Annotated in this window: 14 protein-coding genes; 6 read left to right on the forward strand and 8 right to left on the reverse strand. The window is 35.8% G+C overall.

Annotation, left to right across the window (positions count from 1 at the left end; all coding sequences use genetic code 11):
- Positions 1 to 15: 15 nt before the first annotated feature.
- Positions 16 to 1,584 (reverse strand): alpha-glucoside-specific PTS transporter subunit IIBC, encoded by a 1,569-nt coding sequence (locus KQI71_RS07310; RefSeq protein WP_216435263.1) that lies wholly within the window; start codon positions 1,582 to 1,584, stop codon positions 16 to 18.
- 268 nt (positions 1,585 to 1,852) lie between these two features.
- Here KQI71_RS07310 and KQI71_RS07315 point away from each other — a divergent pair, with 268 nt between their 5' ends.
- Entirely contained in the window at positions 1,853 to 3,556 is a 1,704-nt protein-coding gene (locus tag KQI71_RS07315; RefSeq protein WP_216435264.1) for an ABC-ATPase domain-containing protein, read from the forward strand.
- Here KQI71_RS07315 and KQI71_RS07320 read toward each other — a convergent pair.
- Positions 3,553 to 4,422 (reverse strand): LysR family transcriptional regulator, encoded by an 870-nt coding sequence (locus KQI71_RS07320; RefSeq protein WP_216435265.1) that lies wholly within the window; start codon positions 4,420 to 4,422, stop codon positions 3,553 to 3,555. The genes KQI71_RS07315 and KQI71_RS07320 overlap by 4 nt on opposite strands.
- A 191-nt stretch (positions 4,423 to 4,613) precedes the next feature.
- Between KQI71_RS07320 and KQI71_RS07325 the strand changes: the two genes are divergently transcribed.
- Both KQI71_RS07325 and KQI71_RS07330 read left to right on the forward strand, forming a co-directional pair.
- Entirely contained in the window at positions 4,614 to 5,264 is a 651-nt protein-coding gene (locus tag KQI71_RS07325) for a YczE/YyaS/YitT family protein (protein WP_216435266.1), read from the forward strand.
- Between the two features lie 83 nt (positions 5,265 to 5,347).
- Positions 5,348 to 7,081 carry an ABC transporter ATP-binding protein gene (locus KQI71_RS07330; protein ID WP_216435267.1) on the forward strand — a complete coding sequence of 578 codons (1,734 nt, stop codon included), beginning with the start codon at positions 5,348 to 5,350 and terminating at the stop codon, positions 7,079 to 7,081.
- Here KQI71_RS07330 and pdxT read toward each other — a convergent pair.
- Positions 7,057 to 7,620: a pyridoxal 5'-phosphate synthase glutaminase subunit PdxT gene (gene pdxT, locus KQI71_RS07335; RefSeq protein ID WP_216435268.1), complete on the reverse strand. Its 564-nt coding sequence runs from the start codon at positions 7,618 to 7,620 to the stop codon at positions 7,057 to 7,059. The genes KQI71_RS07330 and pdxT overlap by 25 nt on opposite strands.
- 1 nt (position 7,621) lies before the next feature.
- Positions 7,622 to 8,494 carry a pyridoxal 5'-phosphate synthase lyase subunit PdxS gene (pdxS, locus tag KQI71_RS07340; protein ID WP_216435269.1) on the reverse strand — a complete coding sequence of 291 codons (873 nt, stop codon included), beginning with the start codon at positions 8,492 to 8,494 and terminating at the stop codon, positions 7,622 to 7,624.
- A 105-nt stretch (positions 8,495 to 8,599) separates the two neighbouring features.
- Between pdxS and pdxR the strand changes: the two genes are divergently transcribed.
- Positions 8,600 to 10,039 carry a MocR-like pyridoxine biosynthesis transcription factor PdxR gene (gene pdxR, locus KQI71_RS07345; RefSeq protein ID WP_216435320.1) on the forward strand — a complete coding sequence of 480 codons (1,440 nt, stop codon included), beginning with the start codon at positions 8,600 to 8,602 and terminating at the stop codon, positions 10,037 to 10,039.
- Here the strand turns inward: pdxR and KQI71_RS07350 are convergent.
- From KQI71_RS07350 to KQI71_RS07365, 4 genes are all read right to left on the reverse strand, one after another.
- Positions 10,034 to 11,710 carry a glycoside hydrolase family 13 protein gene (locus tag KQI71_RS07350; protein WP_216435270.1) on the reverse strand — a complete coding sequence of 559 codons (1,677 nt, stop codon included), beginning with the start codon at positions 11,708 to 11,710 and terminating at the stop codon, positions 10,034 to 10,036. The two genes, pdxR and KQI71_RS07350, sit on opposite strands and share 6 nt — an antisense overlap.
- Before the next feature lie 194 nt (positions 11,711 to 11,904).
- Complete coding sequence (locus KQI71_RS07355; protein WP_216435271.1) at positions 11,905 to 12,780, reverse strand: polysaccharide deacetylase family protein; 876 nt, start codon at positions 12,778 to 12,780, stop codon at positions 11,905 to 11,907.
- Between the two features lie 2 nt (positions 12,781 to 12,782).
- Complete coding sequence (gene ade / locus KQI71_RS07360; RefSeq protein ID WP_216435272.1) at positions 12,783 to 14,444, reverse strand: adenine deaminase; 1,662 nt, start codon at positions 14,442 to 14,444, stop codon at positions 12,783 to 12,785.
- A gap of 14 nt (positions 14,445 to 14,458) precedes the next feature.
- Positions 14,459 to 15,070, reverse strand: a complete 612-nt coding sequence (locus tag KQI71_RS07365) for a C39 family peptidase (protein WP_216435273.1) — start codon at positions 15,068 to 15,070, stop codon at positions 14,459 to 14,461.
- Positions 15,071 to 15,159: 89 nt separating this feature from the next.
- On the opposite strand from KQI71_RS07365, the gene KQI71_RS07370 reads away from it, so the two are divergent.
- A complete protein-coding gene (locus tag KQI71_RS07370) occupies positions 15,160 to 15,786 on the forward strand; it encodes a TIGR01906 family membrane protein (protein ID WP_216435274.1) in 627 nt (208 codons plus the stop codon).
- Positions 15,787 to 15,875: 89 nt separating this feature from the next.
- Entirely contained in the window at positions 15,876 to 16,910 is a 1,035-nt protein-coding gene (locus tag KQI71_RS07375) for a phosphatidylinositol-specific phospholipase C/glycerophosphodiester phosphodiesterase family protein (RefSeq protein WP_216435275.1), read from the forward strand.
- Positions 16,911 to 16,929: the final 19 nt, after the last annotated feature.

A 16,929-nucleotide genomic window follows, 5' to 3' on the forward strand; every position in this document is an offset into this window, starting at 1 on the left:
AATTTATACTATTGATTATAATAATGTTTCAAATACTTCTCTGATACTAGGAACTTTTAATCCAACGATAACCTGGTATGCTTTTCCATTGATAGAACATCCATGTGTTCCGATTGCTTTGAAATAAGGATCGTCTTTACATAATGTTTCATCTTTTACGTTGACACGTAATCTGGTTGCACAGTTTGTTACATCAACGATATTGTCTTTTCCTCCGAGTCCTTCAAGGATCAGTTCGCATAACTCAAGCTTAGGATCTCCTGCTTTTCCGCCTTTTTCTGCCTGTTTGTTTCTGAATTTTTCTTTTGATCCAAATTCGATCTCTGCTTCATCTTCACGTCCTGGTGTTTTGAAATCAAATTTTAAGATCAGGAATCTGAATACTACAAACCAGATAGCTGTAAAAATCAGACCAATAACCAATTCTAATAAATACTGCTGCCAGTGGTTTCTCATTAATGGGATCAAGTTCAGTGATGCGATCTCGATCAATCCACCTGAATTGATACCAACGATTCCGGCAAGCCACATTGTTGTTGCAAGTGCTGCTGCAAGTAATGCATGAACTACAAATAATCCTGGTGCTACGAATAAGAATGTAAATTCAATTGGCTCTGTAACACCACAAACAATTGCTGTCAGTGTAATTGGTAATAATAAAGCAAATACTTTTTTCTTCTTTTCTGGTTTTGCTGTACTGTAGAATGCTAATGCTGCACCAAGACATCCGAACATTTTTGCAAATCCACTTGCTGTAAATCCTGCTTCTGGACAGAAAGATTTTAAAGATGCTGTTGATGCTGCAATCTTTGGTAACAGTTTTGCCCAGTAAGCATATAATCCGCCCGGTACAACAACATTATCATAATAAAATGGTGAGTATAATAAGTGATGTAAACCAAATGGAATCAGTGCTCTTTCAAGGAAGTTAAATACGAAGATTCCGACCGCTCCTGCACTCTTTACAAATCCCTGGAATGCTGTAATTCCTAACTGAACTTTTGGCCAGCAGAAACATGCAATAACTGCAACTGGAATCATTACAAAAAATCCAATCATAAATACGAACGTTGATCCTGTGAAAGATCCAAGCCATTCTGGAAGTTCTGTATCAAAGAAACGGTTATGTAAATAAATAACAATTCCAGATACTGCTAAAGCTCCGATCATACCCATATCCAATGTCTTAATACTTGCGATCATTGCAAGTCCGCTTGTTCCTCCAACTTCTGCGGACATATCAACTCCGAATACTCCGCCCCACTGTGTAAGCATTGTATTTACAAAATAATGGAATGTTAAATATAATACCAACGCTTCCATACAACATCTTGCATTTTGCTTCTTTGCCATTCCGATTGGCAATGATACGGCGAACAATAATGGAAGCTGATTAAATACGGTCCAGCCACCCTGTAAAAATACATTCCAGCATTTATACCACATGCTTGTTGGTGCTGCCAGACTACCCATGATTGCCTGTGTTGTGAATAGAGTACCTATTCCAACAGAGATACCTGCAAAGGCAAACAGAAGTACCGGTGTAAACATGGCACCTCCAAATTTTTGAATCTTCTGCATCATTTTTCAAATCACTCCTTCTCTTTTTATTTCTCTTGTAACGTTTTAAATACCGGCATTTCTTAAGTACGAATCAATCATAACAAACCCGGTATTTTTTCTCAATAGATTGTACATGTTTAGAAACATCGCATGATACTTTATGATTTTTCACATTTTGTGTGATTTGTCACACGTTCTTTGAAAACCTCGGATTTAAGCCATTTTCTTTACAAAAATGGTATTTTGTGATATGAAAAGATAGATACATTTGTTACTGAAAGGAGTCATTATGAAACCATCATCTTCTCTAAGAAGTTTATTAAAAAATATTGATCAGAAAGGATATCCAGCCTATAAAAGCTTGAAAGGTCTCTATGATTTTCATGATTATAAATTAAATATTCACCATGTACAAGGAGATCCTTTTGCATCTCCTTCCCATGTCAATATTGAAATTGACGGGAAAATTGCTGAATTCCCAAGAGAATATTATGATACATCCTGGCGCAAAATTGCGCTGGAAGATTATCTTCTGCGCCTTCTTTCCAAAAATGTGGAAAAATATAATTTTCAAGCAAAAGGATCCGGAAAAAGTGGTCTGATTGGCACAAGCCGATGCGGCCAGGAAATTTTAGAACGAACAGCCTTACATATAGATTCAAAAAGCGGAGCCGTTATTGCCTGTCTGGAAATTGGTTTTCCTGCCAACGGACGTCGCGTCCAGGCTAGAGAACTTGAAAAAATCTTATTTGATTTTATTCCAAAATTCACACAATCTGCTTTATTTTATAAAAATATGAACAAAAAAGCTCTGAAAAACTGCATTGATCTATCCGATGATCAGTACTTTATTCGCCAGGAACTAGTCAAACGAAATCTTACTGCCTTTGTAAATAATGGTGCAATCCTGCCACGAGAAAGCGGTATCTCCCAAAAGCCATTAAAAAGTGCCATTCCTTTCCAATCTCCAACAGCTTTTGAAATTACAATGCATCTCCCACACTATGGGACAATTCGTGGAATGGGAATTCCAAAAGGAGTTACACTCATCGTTGGCGGAGGTTATCATGGAAAATCAACCTTACTAAAAGCTTTGGAATTAGGTGTTTATAATCATATTTACGGAGATGGAAGAGAATATGTCATTACCGATTCCTCTGCAGTAAAACTCCGCGCAGAAGATGGACGAAGCATTAAAAATACCGACATTTCCCTATTTATCAATCACCTTCCAAATGGAAAAGACACCTTTTCTTTTTGTACAGATGATGCCAGTGGAAGTACTTCGCAAGCTGCCAATACAATAGAAGCGATGGAATCAAATACTTCGTTATTTCTAATCGATGAAGATACAAGTGCAACAAACTTTATGATTCGTGATGAATTGATGCAGAAAGTCGTTTTAAGAAATCAAGAACCAATTACTCCTTTTATTGAGCGGATTCGCTATCTTTATACAAACTGTGGAATTTCTTCCATTTTGGTTGCCGGAAGCTGCGGTTCTTATTTCCATATGGCAGATCAGATCATTCAGATGGAAAATTATATTCCAAAAGATATTACAAAAATGGCAAAACAAATAGCTTGTGAATTTCCTTCTATCTCCATACCAAAAGAACAACCAAAAATTCCTGCTTTCCATCGTTGTTTTTATCCAGATCCATCTTTGCAAAAAGATCGACGAATAAAATTAAAGGTTACAGGAAAAGATTCTTTTTCAATCAATAAAGAAATAGTAGATTTAAGATACGTAGAACAGCTGGCTGATCGTGAACAAACCGCAGCTCTTGCCCATATTCTTCTTTATGCACAAACACATTTGATGGACGGAAAAAAAGATCTCCAACAGATCGTACAGGAAATGCTTAACCTACTCAACATAAAAGGTCTTGGCTTTCTGCAAAATGGAAAAGATTTAAAAAATGGACTCGCTATGCCACGAAAACAAGAAATCTTTTTCTGTTTTAATCGATATCGTAAGCTACAATTTTAACTACACTGAACATACTTTCTGATAAATTCAAGAAAAACCCTCTGAGCATAGTCAAGGGATTGATTTTTTCTATAAATAATGGAAATTGGATAGTGGAATTCGTCTTGAAGCGGAATCATACAGATTCCAGTGCATTTTGCTTCTTCATATACTTTTGGAAATGTAATCGTCACCCCAACCTGTTCACTAATAAAACTCATAATCGTATTTGCTTGTGGAAACTCAAAAGCAATCTTTGGGGTGAATCCTGCTTTTTCACAGCTTTTATAAAACATTTCATAACTTCCGCTTCCCTGAACTGGGAAAATAAAGGGTTCACCTGCAAGTTCTTTCAGGTGAATCCTTTTTCTATTTGCAAGCGGATGTTTATCATAAACAACCGCACATAAACGTTCATCATATAATGGATAAAAACGATATTTTTTTCCATCTTTAATCGTCGATTCCCGTAAAATCATAAAATCATAAGATTCTGCATGATTCATAATATCTCTTGCCTTTTTTTCTTCCAGTACAAGCGTAATATCTGGATATTTTTCATGAAAATCTGCAACAACCGCTGCAAAATGATATGGAGCCAGAACCGGCATACATCCAATTCTTATTTCTCGATTTTTCTGCACCTTTTGAAGCATATCCTCATAAACCTCTGTCATTTTTCTCGCATACTCCAGAAATATTTCTCCTTCTCTGGACAGTTCAAAATGTCTTGTATTACGACGAATTAGCGTAGTCCCAAGTTCATTTTCTAATTTCCTAATCTGTTTTGACAAAGCACCTTGCGTCATATTGCAGGCATAGCCAGCTTCTGTAAAATTTTTCTGTTTACATAACTCCATATAATAATATAATTGTTGTATTTCCATTTCTTTTTTCCTCTTTTGTTTCTTCCTACAGTATAAAGTGGATTTTTTCTCTTGGCAAGAATATATTCCCATATAGAATATATAAGAATAAAAGTGGAATTGTCTTTCTTTCTGTCCCTTCCTATAATAAAAATCACAAAGAAAAAAAGATACGATCATTTATAAAAAATATTAGAAAGGAGAGATCGCATATGAAAAAAAATACTTTCTTTTATCACCGAATTTTATTTTATATTGCTGGCCTATTCATTATGTCTATAGGTTCGAATCTGTTTCTAAAAGCCGCACTTGGAGTTGCTCCAAGCTGCACAATGGCTCTGACTTTGACTTATTTAAGTCCATTTCACAGCTATGCTCTATTTAACTTCCTGATAAATACAAGCTTTTTGATTTTAGAAGCAATGATTCTCCAACAATTTGGAAAAATGCAGATCATTCAATTGTGCCTTACTTTTTCATATTCTTTATTTATTGAATTTACATCATATGGGTTATTTTTTATTGAACCCCACAGCATGATAGCAAAAATTTTTCTTTCCATTTTTGCCTGCGCGATTCTTTCCATCGGAGTATCCTTTACAATTAGTTCCGGTTTTGCCGTAATGCCAATGGAAGGTCTTGTAAAAAGCATTGCAGCAAAATGTGATTGTAGTTTTGGCTCTGTCAGAGTCTGTCTGGAAGTCTTATTTACCGCTGGTTCTGCCTTAGCATCCTTTTTCCTTCTTCCTGGAATGCCATCTGTTGGAATTGGAACCGTAATCGCTGCTTTTCTAAGCGGCAATATTACAAATATATTTTCTTCGGTCTTCCATAAAAAAATCAATGCTTATCTTGGTTTTTAATGAAAAAAGTTCTCATTTAAATTGTTTCTCGACACATTTTGAACTATAATGTAAAAAGAAAATTTAGATAGGAGTTTTATTTTATGAGTATATTTCAAAAATTTATTCGTTACTATCGACCCTATAAAAAGGTCTTTTTCTTTGATCTTTTTTGTGCTGCTTTTATCAGCCTTGTAGACCTCGCCTATCCACAAATCTTAAGGAGTCTGGCGAAAACCTTATTTCACAGAAATTCTAACGTTATTCTGCATTCTTTAGTTTTTATCAGTATTATTTTATTCGTCTGCTATGTATTGCAAGCATTATGTAAATATTATGTTAGCTGTCAGGGACATATCATGGGCGCTCAGATGGAACGCGATATGCGAAAAGAATTGTTTGAACATTATGAAAAACTTTCTTTTTCATATTATGATAAAAATAATACCGGTCAAATGATGAGCCGCTTAGTATCTGATTTATTTGATATTTCCGAATTTGCTCACCATGGACCGGAAAACTTATTTATTTCAGTTGTCAAAATTGTTGGTTCCTTTGTCTTCCTTTTTATCATTCAATGGCGTCTGGCTCTCATTCTTGGTATTGTCGTAATCATTATGATTTTATTTAGTGCTCGCCAAAATCAAAGAATGCAAGCAACCTTTCTAGATAATCGCCGAAAGATTGGTGCAGTAAATGCCACCCTTCAAGACTCACTGGCTGGAATCCGTATTGTCCAATCTTTTGCAAATGAAGATATTGAACGTCGAAAATTTCATAAGGGAAATGAAGCGTTTCTCGTTTCAAAAAAAGATAACTACCATGCCATGGGCACTTTTCAAGGTGGCAATACTTTCTTTCAAGGAATGATGTATCTTGTAACTTTAACTGCTGGCGGTATTTTTATCGCCCTTGGCCAAATGACTCCCGAAGATCTTACCATGTATGCCCTGTATATTGGTATTTTTATCAGTCCTATTCAAATTCTTGTAGAACTGACAGAAATGATGCAAAAGGGATTATCTGGTTTCCGCCGTTTCCTTGATATTATCGAAACAGAACCTGAAATTCAAAATTCCAAACATGCTGTTTCCATCAAAAACCCTTGCGGTGATATTGATTACCACGATGTTTCTTTCAGTTATGAAGGCAACGAAATCGTATTAAATCATATTAATTTTACGATTCCTTCCGGAAAATCTATCGCTCTTGTTGGACCATCTGGTGGAGGAAAAACAACCATTTGTTCTTTGCTTCCAAGATTTTATGATCTCACAGGAGGTACCATTACTATTGGCGGTCAGAATATCAAAGATATTCGTTTGGAAAGCCTCAGAGATTCTATTGGAATTGTTCAACAAGACGTTTATCTCTTTGGCGGTACAATCAAAGAAAATATTGCTTACGGAAAACCTAACGCCTCCATGGAAGAGATTATTTCTGCTGCAAAAAAGGCAAATATCCACGACTTTATCATGGAACTTCCAGATGGATATGATAGCTTTGTCGGAGAGCGTGGAACAAGATTATCCGGAGGGCAAAAGCAACGTATTTCCATTGCCAGGGTCTTCTTAAAAAATCCACCTATCCTGATTCTTGATGAAGCAACCAGTGCTCTTGACAATGAAAGCGAACGCTACATCCAAAAGAGCCTAGAAGCATTGTCCGAAAATCGTACAACGATTACCATTGCACACAGACTATCAACCATACAAAATGCGGATGAAATTCTTGTTATTGATAACCATACCATTCAGGAGCGTGGCACTCATGAACAACTGATTCAACAAAATGGCATTTATGCCCGTTATTATCAGATGAGTTCCAAAAATTTCTGATGAATCGCCTTATCATTATCCAATTCCGGATGAAATGCAAATGCTAGCTGTTTTTTGTACTGGACACCGACGATTTTCCCTTCAACTTCCGCTAGCACCTTGACACCTTCTCCGACATAATCCACATAAGGTGCACGGATGAAGGTCATTGGAACCTCTCCAATTCCTTTCACATGATCTGTTGTATGGAAACTTCCAAGTTGTCTTCCATAAGCATTTCTTTTTACACACATTGGAATAGTTCCGAAATATTGCTGGCTCTGATTTTCAATATCAGATGCCAGCAAAATCATTCCAGCACAGGTACCAAGTACTGGTGTTCCATTTTCAATCCGTTCTTTTAATTCCTGATCCATTTCAAGTTCTTTTAATAATTTCCCCTGCACAGTACTTTCCCCTCCAGGAAGGACAAGCCCGTCAAGATCCTGCTTTAAATCTTCTTTATTTCTAAGTTCTACACAAGAAGCCCCAAGTTTTTCAAGCATTTTTTCATGTTCAATAAATGCTCCTTGCAATGCCAGAACGCCAATTTTTTTCATCTTATTTTCCTCTTTCTGCCATTAAAAGTTCAATTTCTTGTTCATTAATTCCAACCATAGCTTCTCCAAGATCTTCTGACAGTTTTGCAATTCTCTTTGCATCTGTATAATTTGTTACTGCCTGTACAATTGCAGAAGCTCTCTTCTTTGGATTTCCTGATTTGAAAATACCAGATCCAACAAAAACACCTTCCGCTCCAAGCTGCATCATCAAAGCTGCATCTGCAGGTGTTGCAACTCCTCCTGCTGCAAAATTAACAACTGGAAGTTTTCCATTTTCATGCACATATACAACAAGATCATATGGAACTCTTAATTGTTTTGCAGCTTCAAATAATTCATCTTCTCTCATGCTTTTTAATTCTGCGATTTCATGATTCATTTTTCTCATATGACGAACAGCTTGCACAATATCGCCAGTTCCTGGTTCTCCTTTGGTACGAATCATAGATGCACCTTCATTAATTCTTCTTAACGCTTCTCCAAGATCTTTTGCTCCACATACAAACGGAACTTTAAAATTTCTTTTATTGATATGATACACATCATCCGCTGGTGATAATACTTCACTCTCATCAATGTAATCAATCTCGATTGCTTCTAATACCTGCGCCTCTGCAAAATGTCCAATTCTACATTTGGCCATTACTGGAATAGATACTGCCTCTTGAATTCCTTTGATCATTTTCGGGTCACTCATACGAGAAACACCACCTGCTGCACGAATATCTGCTGGAATTCTTTCCAATGCCATAACTGCACATGCTCCTGCTTCCTGTGCAATCTCTGCCTGTTCTGGTGTTGTAACATCCATAATAACTCCACCTTTTAACATCTGTGCCAGCTCTTTGTTTAACTCATATCTTTCTGTCATTTATCTAATTCCTCCATTGGTTTTTCTTTTGTATTCATTACTTTACATATGTTATGCCAATGATTATAATGATTCCGTGACCTTTCTAAAATCCTCAAAATAAATATATTCAGTAAGGTCAGATTGGAGAAAAAACAAACATTGCTAACTTATAATTTTACAAAAAAAGGGTCAGATTCCCTTTATGAATACCTTTACAAATGTATCAAAAATGACATTTTACATGGAACAATCCAAATTGGAGAAAAACTTCCATCAAAACGAACTTTTGCAAAAAATCTGGGTATAAGCGTTATTACTGTTGAAAATGCTTATGAACAACTGATGGCAGAAGGTTTTATTTATTCTATTCCCAAACGTGGATTTTACGTATCCGATCTGAAAGACATCGATTTTTCGGAAAAGGCCGTCCAAAAGGATCATCTGATACTGACTGGCGGAACTACTTCTTATCTTGCTGATTTTACAAGCAATCAAACAGACAGCCAGATCTTTCCCTTTACAATCTGGGCGAGAACTATGCGTGAAATTTTAAATGAAAACCAAACACAGCTGATGATCAACCCACCCTGTGGCGGCGTTATGGAATTGCGCGAAAGTATTGCAAACTATTTACATGACTTTCGCGGTATGATTATAAAACCAGAACAAATTATCATTGGTGCCGGAACCGAATATTTATATGGTCTCCTCATTCAACTTCTTGGAAATGATAAAATATATGGAGTAGAAAATCCAGGATATCCAAAGATCGCAAGAATTTATGATAGTATGAAAATTTCTTATAAAATTATTGATATTGATGAAGATGGAGTCCCAATAAATTCTCTGGAACAAGAACATGTTGATATTATCCATCTATCGCCTTCACACCATTTTCCAACTGGAATCGTCACTCCTGTCAGTCGTAGATATGAACTGCTTGGATGGGCCTGTAAAAACGAAAATCGGTATATTATTGAAGATGACTATGACAGTGAACTACGCCTTAGCGGGAAACCGATACCAACATTGCAGAGCATTGATGTATCCGATAAAATCATTTATATGAATACTTTCACAAAGACTTTATCCTCTACTGTCCGTATTAGCTATATGGTTTTGCCAAATGCACTAACCGAACGATTTTATGAAAGACTTTCCTTCTATTCCTGTACAGTATCAAACTTTGAACAATATGCCCTTGCTCGTTTTATGGAAAGCGGCAGTTTTGAAAAACATATTAACCGGCTGCGCAATTATTACCAACACAAACGAGATGCAATTTTATCTATTTTCCGTCAAAACCCACTAGGAAAATATATTACCATTCGTGAAGAAGAAGCAGGCGTTCATTTTCTGATTCATATCCGAACAAAAAAATCAGAAGAAGAAATCATATCGAATGCGAAATCAAATGGAATCAAATTGGCTCCTCTATCTAAATATAATATGAAAGAACAAAAACAGCAGCAATTTAATAATACCTATGTGATCAACTATTCTTCTATTGATCTAAGCCAATTAGACAAAATTGCTGCTGCTTTATACAAAATTATTTTATAATGATTCTTCCAAAACCACGGCCTCATACGGTTTTAAAATTAGTTTCTTTCCTTGCATTGTTGTTTGTTCATAATTAACAAATACAACATTTTCATAATTCTCTTTTAACTCGACCTCTGAAGGCTGGCAGCTGAAATTGCAGATCAGAGCCAGCCTTTTCTTTTCGTTGATACGTTCATAAGCAAAAATATGATCCTGCGTCTCATAAATAGGATGAAATTTTCCATAAGTTAATACTTCTCGATATTCTTCTGACTTACGAAATGCAATCAGACGTCGGTAAAAATTAAGAATAGAACCATATTCTTTTTCTTCATCTTCTACATTCACCGTTCTATAATTCTCATTAACTGGCATCCATGGTGTCCCATCACTAAATCCAGCATTCATTTCATGACTCCATTGCATCGGAGTTCTGGCATTATCTCTACTGTGATGCCCTACGATCGAAAGTGCATTTTCTTCACTGATTCCGGATTTTACCGCAATCTCATATTGATTTAATGTTTCCAAATCATTAAATTCATCAAGCTTCCATTTTCGATTAGACATACCAATTTCCTGTCCTTGATATAAAAATGGAAGACCTCTCTGGCAGATCATAATCATCGCAAGTGCCGATACACTATAAAATCCATAATCTTCTTCTGGAATAAATAAACTAGCTCCTCTTGGCTGATCATGATTTTCTATAATATTCGCCTCAAACCCTGTACTTTCAATTAACTTCTGATTGTGGAAAGTTTCTTTTCTCCAGTCATCAAATGGTTGCGGCCAAAGATACTCCTTATAATTCTTTCCCTTACGGTACGCATGACACGGTTCAAAAGCAAAGATCGTTGAAAAATATCCGTCATCTCCAATAAAATTTTTTAAAATATCTTCTTTTACAAACATTGCCTCTCCGATTGCAAGCCCATCGTATGGATCAAAACAACGATGTTTCATTTCCATCAAAAAATCTCCAATGCCCGTTACTTTTCCAGTTATTTTATAAACATCTGCAAGCCCATCTGGCCCATCTGCTGGAAGATCTGACCAAGTGAGATCCTTCTTTATATTCATAATTGCATCAATACGAAAACCACCAAGACCTTTTTCCATCCACCAGCAAATCATTTCATAAATCTTTTCTCGAACTTCTTTATTTTCCCAGTTCAAATCTGGTTGCTCTTTTGCAAAAGAATGTAAATAAAATTTATTATCATAACCAGGTACTTTTTCCCAGACACTTCCACCAAAATATGATCTCCAGTTTGTCGGTGCCTTTCCATTCTTTCCATCTTTTATATAAAAATAAGAACCATATGGCCCATCCGGATCTTTCATTGCTTCACGAAACCATGGATGTTCACTCGAGCAATGATTTACAACCAAATCCATTAAAATAGAAATTCCTCTTTCCTTTGCTTGTACAATCAATTGATCCATATCCTCCATTGTTCCAAACATCGGATCAATTGCATAGTAATCAGAAATATCATATCCATTATCCACCATTGGAGACCGAAACATTGGTGATATCCACAAAATATCAATCCCAAGCTTTTGAAGATATGGGAGCTTTTTTATAATACCTTTAATATCACCAATTCCATCTCCATTTGTATCATAAAAACTCTTTGGATAAATCTGATATGCTATCTTGTCATGCCACCATTGTTTCTTCATAAAATTCCCTCCTGAACTCAAATTCATCTTGACTATCTGCCGTAAACTGTATTTGGAAATATTATACTATATTTTATATGCTTAAGAAAGAATCATGTTTTACAGGATTCTCCTCCTGCAGCAGGTCGCTTTAATGACAATTTTCTATGAAATAAAAAAAGAATCGCTTTCTGCGATTCTTTTTATGTATATCTCTATTTATGAGTATCATGAATAATATCTGTTGCACTAAATACTTTATCACCCTTTTTAACTTTTACACCTTTGGCTTCTAAAAGCTCTGATACCGTGCAAACTTCAAATCCTTCTTTCTTTAATTTTGGAAGAACTTTTTCTACCGCTGCAACTGTTGGTGCATGAATATCATGCATTAAAATAATGTCTCCATCCTTTGCATTTTTAAGGATTGCATTTACCGTTGCATTTGTATTTAATGTTTTCCAATCCAGTGTATCAACACTCCATAAGATCAGTGGCTTATCAACAACCTGTTTTACATTTTCATTTACTGCTCCATATGGTGGACGGAAAGAAGCTGCTTTACTCTTACAAGCTGCATAAATTGCCTGGTTCATGCGATCATACTGATCTTTAATCTGTGCTTTCGTCAATTTCGTCAACTGTGGATGATTCCATGAATGGCCAGATACTTCATTCCCAGATTTATAAACTTTCTTTACTGTATCTGGATATAATTTTGCATTTTGTCCAAGCATAAAAAATGTTGCACGGAAATTATATTTATCAAGTGCTGCCAAAATTCTTTCTGTATTTCCTTTTCTCGGACCGTCATCAAAAGTAAATGCAATCAATTTCTTTGATTTATCAAGCTTTCTTGGAACATACAAATTCTTTTTAAACTGCTTTCCTGTATTTTCATCAAGAAGCCCTTCATTCGCTTTCACTACATACTGTCCAAGACCTTTATTTACAGATTCATATTTTGTATTTCCAGCTCTTACAAATACAAATGCAGCAATGATAATCACCGCTAAGATCGCGATCAGACCGCATACTCTTCCCTTTCTCCATTTTCTTCTTCTGCGATAATTGTTTCTTCTTCTACGCATCCTTACCCTTCCTTTTTCCTTAATAATTCAAATTTTGTTACGTCAACAAGGCCAAGATCTGTTAGTCGTAATTCTGGTATTACCGGCAATGCCATAAAAGATAATGTAATAAACGGGTCAATATTCTTGGAAATTCCCATCTCCCATGCTTTCTTTAACATAAGATCAATATTTTTTTGAAGCTTATCGGATGGTTCCATGCTTAAAAGGCCTGCAACCGGCAATGGAAGCTTGCCTTTTATTTTTCCTCCCGAGACTAATACATAGCCTCCCTGCATCTCCTCAATTGCTTTGGCTGCACAAAGAATATCCTCGTCATTGTCTCCTGCTGCAATAATATTATGAGAATCGTGGGCTACTGATGTTGCGATAGCTCCTCCTGTGATTCCATAACCTCGAATTGGAGCTGCTGCTGCATTTCCTGTATTCCTGTGACGTTCAAACACACATAGTTTCGAGTACGTCTCATTCGGAATAAAAAATCCATCTTTAGATGGTACCTCTTCTGTAAGAAATTGTGTCACAATCTGTCCTGGAATCATCCCAATCACCGGAATCTTTCCCTTGACTTTCACCTGAATTTTTTCTTCTGACAAATCTTTTAGAATAACCGTATGAAGCATAGATTCTTTTACCGGACGTACGGGAATATCAAACATTTCACTGCATACCTTTTTTCCTTTTTTATAGACGGCAAAAACGTCCACATTTTCTAGAGAATCCAGTACCACAATATCTGCATCTCTTCCCTCTTCCAGAATACCAGCCTTGTCAAGTCCATAAGTATCTGCCGCATGACAAGTTGCCATCGCAATAGCCTGTATCGGTTCCATTCCAAGAGAAATACTCTTCTTTACATTGTAACGAATATGCCCTTCATTTTCAATAGTATCCAGATGTTTATCATCCGTACAAAACATATAGTTTTTCATATCTTGCGGATCATGAATCAAACCTGGTACAATATTTTCAACATTTCTTGCCGCACTTCCTTCACGAATTAAAATCTTCATCCCTGCGTGACATTTTTCTTTTGCCTCTTCATAAGTTGTACATTCATGCTCCGTCATAACCCCTGCTTCTACATAAGATTTCAATTCATCACCAGTCAAACCTGGCGCATGTCCATCAATCACCATATCTTTACATAAAGCAATTTTATCCATAATTGCCGGATCTCTAGCAAGGACTGCTGGATAACACATAACTTCTCCAAGCCCAAGAACTCTTTTATGATCTTTCCACTGTTTCATATCTTGAGCTGTAAAATCAGCACCATTTGTCTCAAACGGTGTTGCCGGAATCGAAGACGGCATCATAACATAAACACTGAGCGGAATATCCTCTGTTGCATCCAGAATATATTCCATTGCCTCATTTCCTTTTACATTTACAAGTTCATGGGGATCTGCAATCACCGTTGTTGTTCCCCACGGCATAACCGCTTTTGCAAATTCTAGTGGAACTGCCATACTGGATTCTATATGAACATGGGCATCAATAAAACCAGGGCAAAGATACTTTCCTGTACAATCTATTTCATTTTCACCAGAAAAAGTACCAATTCCTGCAATTTTACCATCTTCTATAAGAAGATCTGCACGAACCAACGTCTCTCTTCTTACATCTACAATCGTTCCATTTTTAAAAATTAATGATTCCATAAACCTTCATCTCCCTAGATACGCGTAAAACAAACCATTCCTACATAATATTTTACATTCGAGTCAAATAATAGATTCCAGTCAATTTCTTCCCTTTCTCCACAATTCGACCAGATCAACTGATGTTTCTCTTCATCATAACCTGTGATCGTTACCCAGTGCCAATTATCCTCACGAAATTCTTTTGCTGGATGTCGTAAAATAAGAAAAGCAACCGGATGATTATGATTAATACTTTCAAGAATAAATTCCAGGGATTCTCCCTTTTCTTTTGGCAAAAATAATCGTTTATCCTTTAATAAAATTCCACGGTCCTTCGCATATTTACAAAAATCTTTTGCAAAACGCCGAATCAGTGGATATCCCATAAATCCAGGTCTCATATAATGATACATTGTTTCCATCAATTTTAAATATTGCCCATACTCCCAAGCATCACCATCTGGATCATAAAGAGCCCCCATTGTTTCATCCATAGCAGCATAAATTGCTGCCATATTGCTGCCAGTCACACTTCCACAGCCTGCCAATCTTTGAAATTCACCAGGAAACCATTCCTGATTTCCACCATAACCAATGATAATCCCGTCCTTTAAAATATGTGGGCAGACAAGTTCTTTTCGCATAGTTTTCCCTTCCCTCGATCTTTATTATCCTTTATACTATTTCATACAGACAAGCCCCGTATCTTAATTTCAAAAGAAAGGACATGCCAATGAAACAAATTATTGCAGCTATTTTCTTAACTATTTTTATTTTAACGTTTTCAGTTGTCTTTACACTGAACTTCCGCCCTTTATATTACCATGATATTACTACTTTGAAAATAGAACACACCTCCGGATTCTCAAAAAAACAAATCCTTGAAAATTACAATACACTCATTGATTATAATTGTATTTTCCATCAAAATCCATTAAAACTGACTCTTCCGATGTCAAAAGAAGGGCGCCTGCACTTTGAAGAAGTAAAACATATTTTTGATTTTCTTCAGTTACTTTGCCTGATATCTGCTGTTGGACTATTGCTTTTATGCAAAAATGCAATCTCCAAACATAACTATAAATTTTTCATACTTTCCTCCATCTGTACATTTTTTGTGCCTACAGCTTTTGCAATTATTTTTGCTATCAATGGTTGGGAAAACACCTTTACATTTTTTCATAAAATATTATTTCAAAATGATTACTGGCTATTTGATGAATTTACAGATCCTATTATTAAAATTCTTCCTGATGTCTTTTTCTTTCATTGTACGATTATGATTCTATGCCTTGTTCTTACAGGAATTTTTATAAATTTTCTTTTATATCTGTTCTTTAGAAAAAAGAAATCCTTATAACAGGTGCTGTTTTGTATGTATTTACGCTCTATGTTATAATACCATCAGTGGCATTTAATCAGACAACATATTACAAGAAGGTACTTCATATGTCTTACAAAAATTTAATCAAACAAATCTCAATGAAACAAAAAATATTTTTTCGTTTCCTTTTTAGTATCCTCATCATTCTTATCCTGACAGGTCTTACTTTGCACCATAAGAATGAAGTACGTCAGAAAAGAATTCAAAAACAGCGGGAAGCTACTGCCGCAGCCAAAAGAGATCTTGCTCAAATTCGAAAGGAAAATCAAATAGATTCGTCTTTAAAACCTTGGTATTCTTATCACGGCATTGCACATGCTCTTGGCGGCGTTGACGAAAAAAAATATCTAAATTCCGTTGATGGATTTTATGAAGCCTATCGTAAAGGATATCATATTTTCGAAATGGACATGCTACTCACAACTGATCGCGTCGTAATCGGAAAACATAAGTGGGGATCCAATCTTGCAGATCCTCTGACAAAGAAGGGAAAACCTGTAAGCAGTCAACGATTCCTGAATACAAAAATTTATGGAAAATATAAACCTACAACACTCTCCGATGTGTTAAAACTTATGGAAAAATATCCTGATTTTTATCTGATGACAGATTCCAAAGACGATAAGCCAGGTAAAGTTCAGCAGGATTTTACGACCATTGTAGATACTGTAAAAAAAGCTGGTAAGGAATCTCTCCTTGATCGCTTTATTGTCCAAGTCTACAATGAAGAAATGTATCAAACAATTGAAAAAATATACCCATTTAAGCATGTACTTTATACAACTTATAAACAACCAGATGCATCTTTCTATAAAATGATACAGTTTTGCAAAGCAAACCATATTGAAGGAGTCACCAACCCACAAGATGATATCAATGATTACCGAATGGATTTACTAAAAAAAGCAGGTCTTGTTTCATATACACATTCCGTCAATGATTCTTATCAGGCAAAAGAATATATGGCACTTGGTGTTTATGGCATCTATTCAGATTTCCTTATTCCTGCAAAAATTGACTATGCATGGGTGCGAGCAAACTTTTCTCCATTTGCTAAAGAATTTATCCAATATACAGTACCGGCCTACAGAAATCTGTAGGCCGTATTACTAATATTTT

The organism is Anaerostipes sp. MSJ-23, from assembly GCF_018918155.1.
Taxonomy (GTDB): Bacteria; Bacillota; Clostridia; order Lachnospirales; family Lachnospiraceae; genus Anaerostipes.

Coding starts and splice junctions, on each gene's coding strand:
- KQI71_RS07370 (WP_216435274.1), top strand. CDS start 15,160: ATGAAACAAATTATTGCAGCTATTTTCTTAACTATTTTTATTTTAACG.
- KQI71_RS07350 (WP_216435270.1), bottom strand. CDS start 11,710: ATGAAGAAACAATGGTGGCATGACAAGATAGCATATCAGATTTATCCA.
- pdxS (WP_216435269.1), bottom strand. CDS start 8,494: ATGACAGAAAGATATGAGTTAAACAAAGAGCTGGCACAGATGTTAAAA.
- ade (WP_216435272.1), bottom strand. CDS start 14,444: ATGGAATCATTAATTTTTAAAAATGGAACGATTGTAGATGTAAGAAGA.
- KQI71_RS07315 (WP_216435264.1), top strand. CDS start 1,853: ATGAAACCATCATCTTCTCTAAGAAGTTTATTAAAAAATATTGATCAG.
- KQI71_RS07375 (WP_216435275.1), top strand. CDS start 15,876: ATGTCTTACAAAAATTTAATCAAACAAATCTCAATGAAACAAAAAATA.
- KQI71_RS07310 (WP_216435263.1), bottom strand. CDS start 1,584: ATGATGCAGAAGATTCAAAAATTTGGAGGTGCCATGTTTACACCGGTA.
- KQI71_RS07365 (WP_216435273.1), bottom strand. CDS start 15,070: ATGCGAAAAGAACTTGTCTGCCCACATATTTTAAAGGACGGGATTATC.
- pdxT (WP_216435268.1), bottom strand. CDS start 7,620: ATGAAAAAAATTGGCGTTCTGGCATTGCAAGGAGCATTTATTGAACAT.
- KQI71_RS07320 (WP_216435265.1), bottom strand. CDS start 4,422: ATGGAAATACAACAATTATATTATTATATGGAGTTATGTAAACAGAAA.
- KQI71_RS07325 (WP_216435266.1), top strand. CDS start 4,614: ATGAAAAAAAATACTTTCTTTTATCACCGAATTTTATTTTATATTGCT.
- KQI71_RS07355 (WP_216435271.1), bottom strand. CDS start 12,780: ATGCGTAGAAGAAGAAACAATTATCGCAGAAGAAGAAAATGGAGAAAG.
- KQI71_RS07330 (WP_216435267.1), top strand. CDS start 5,348: ATGAGTATATTTCAAAAATTTATTCGTTACTATCGACCCTATAAAAAG.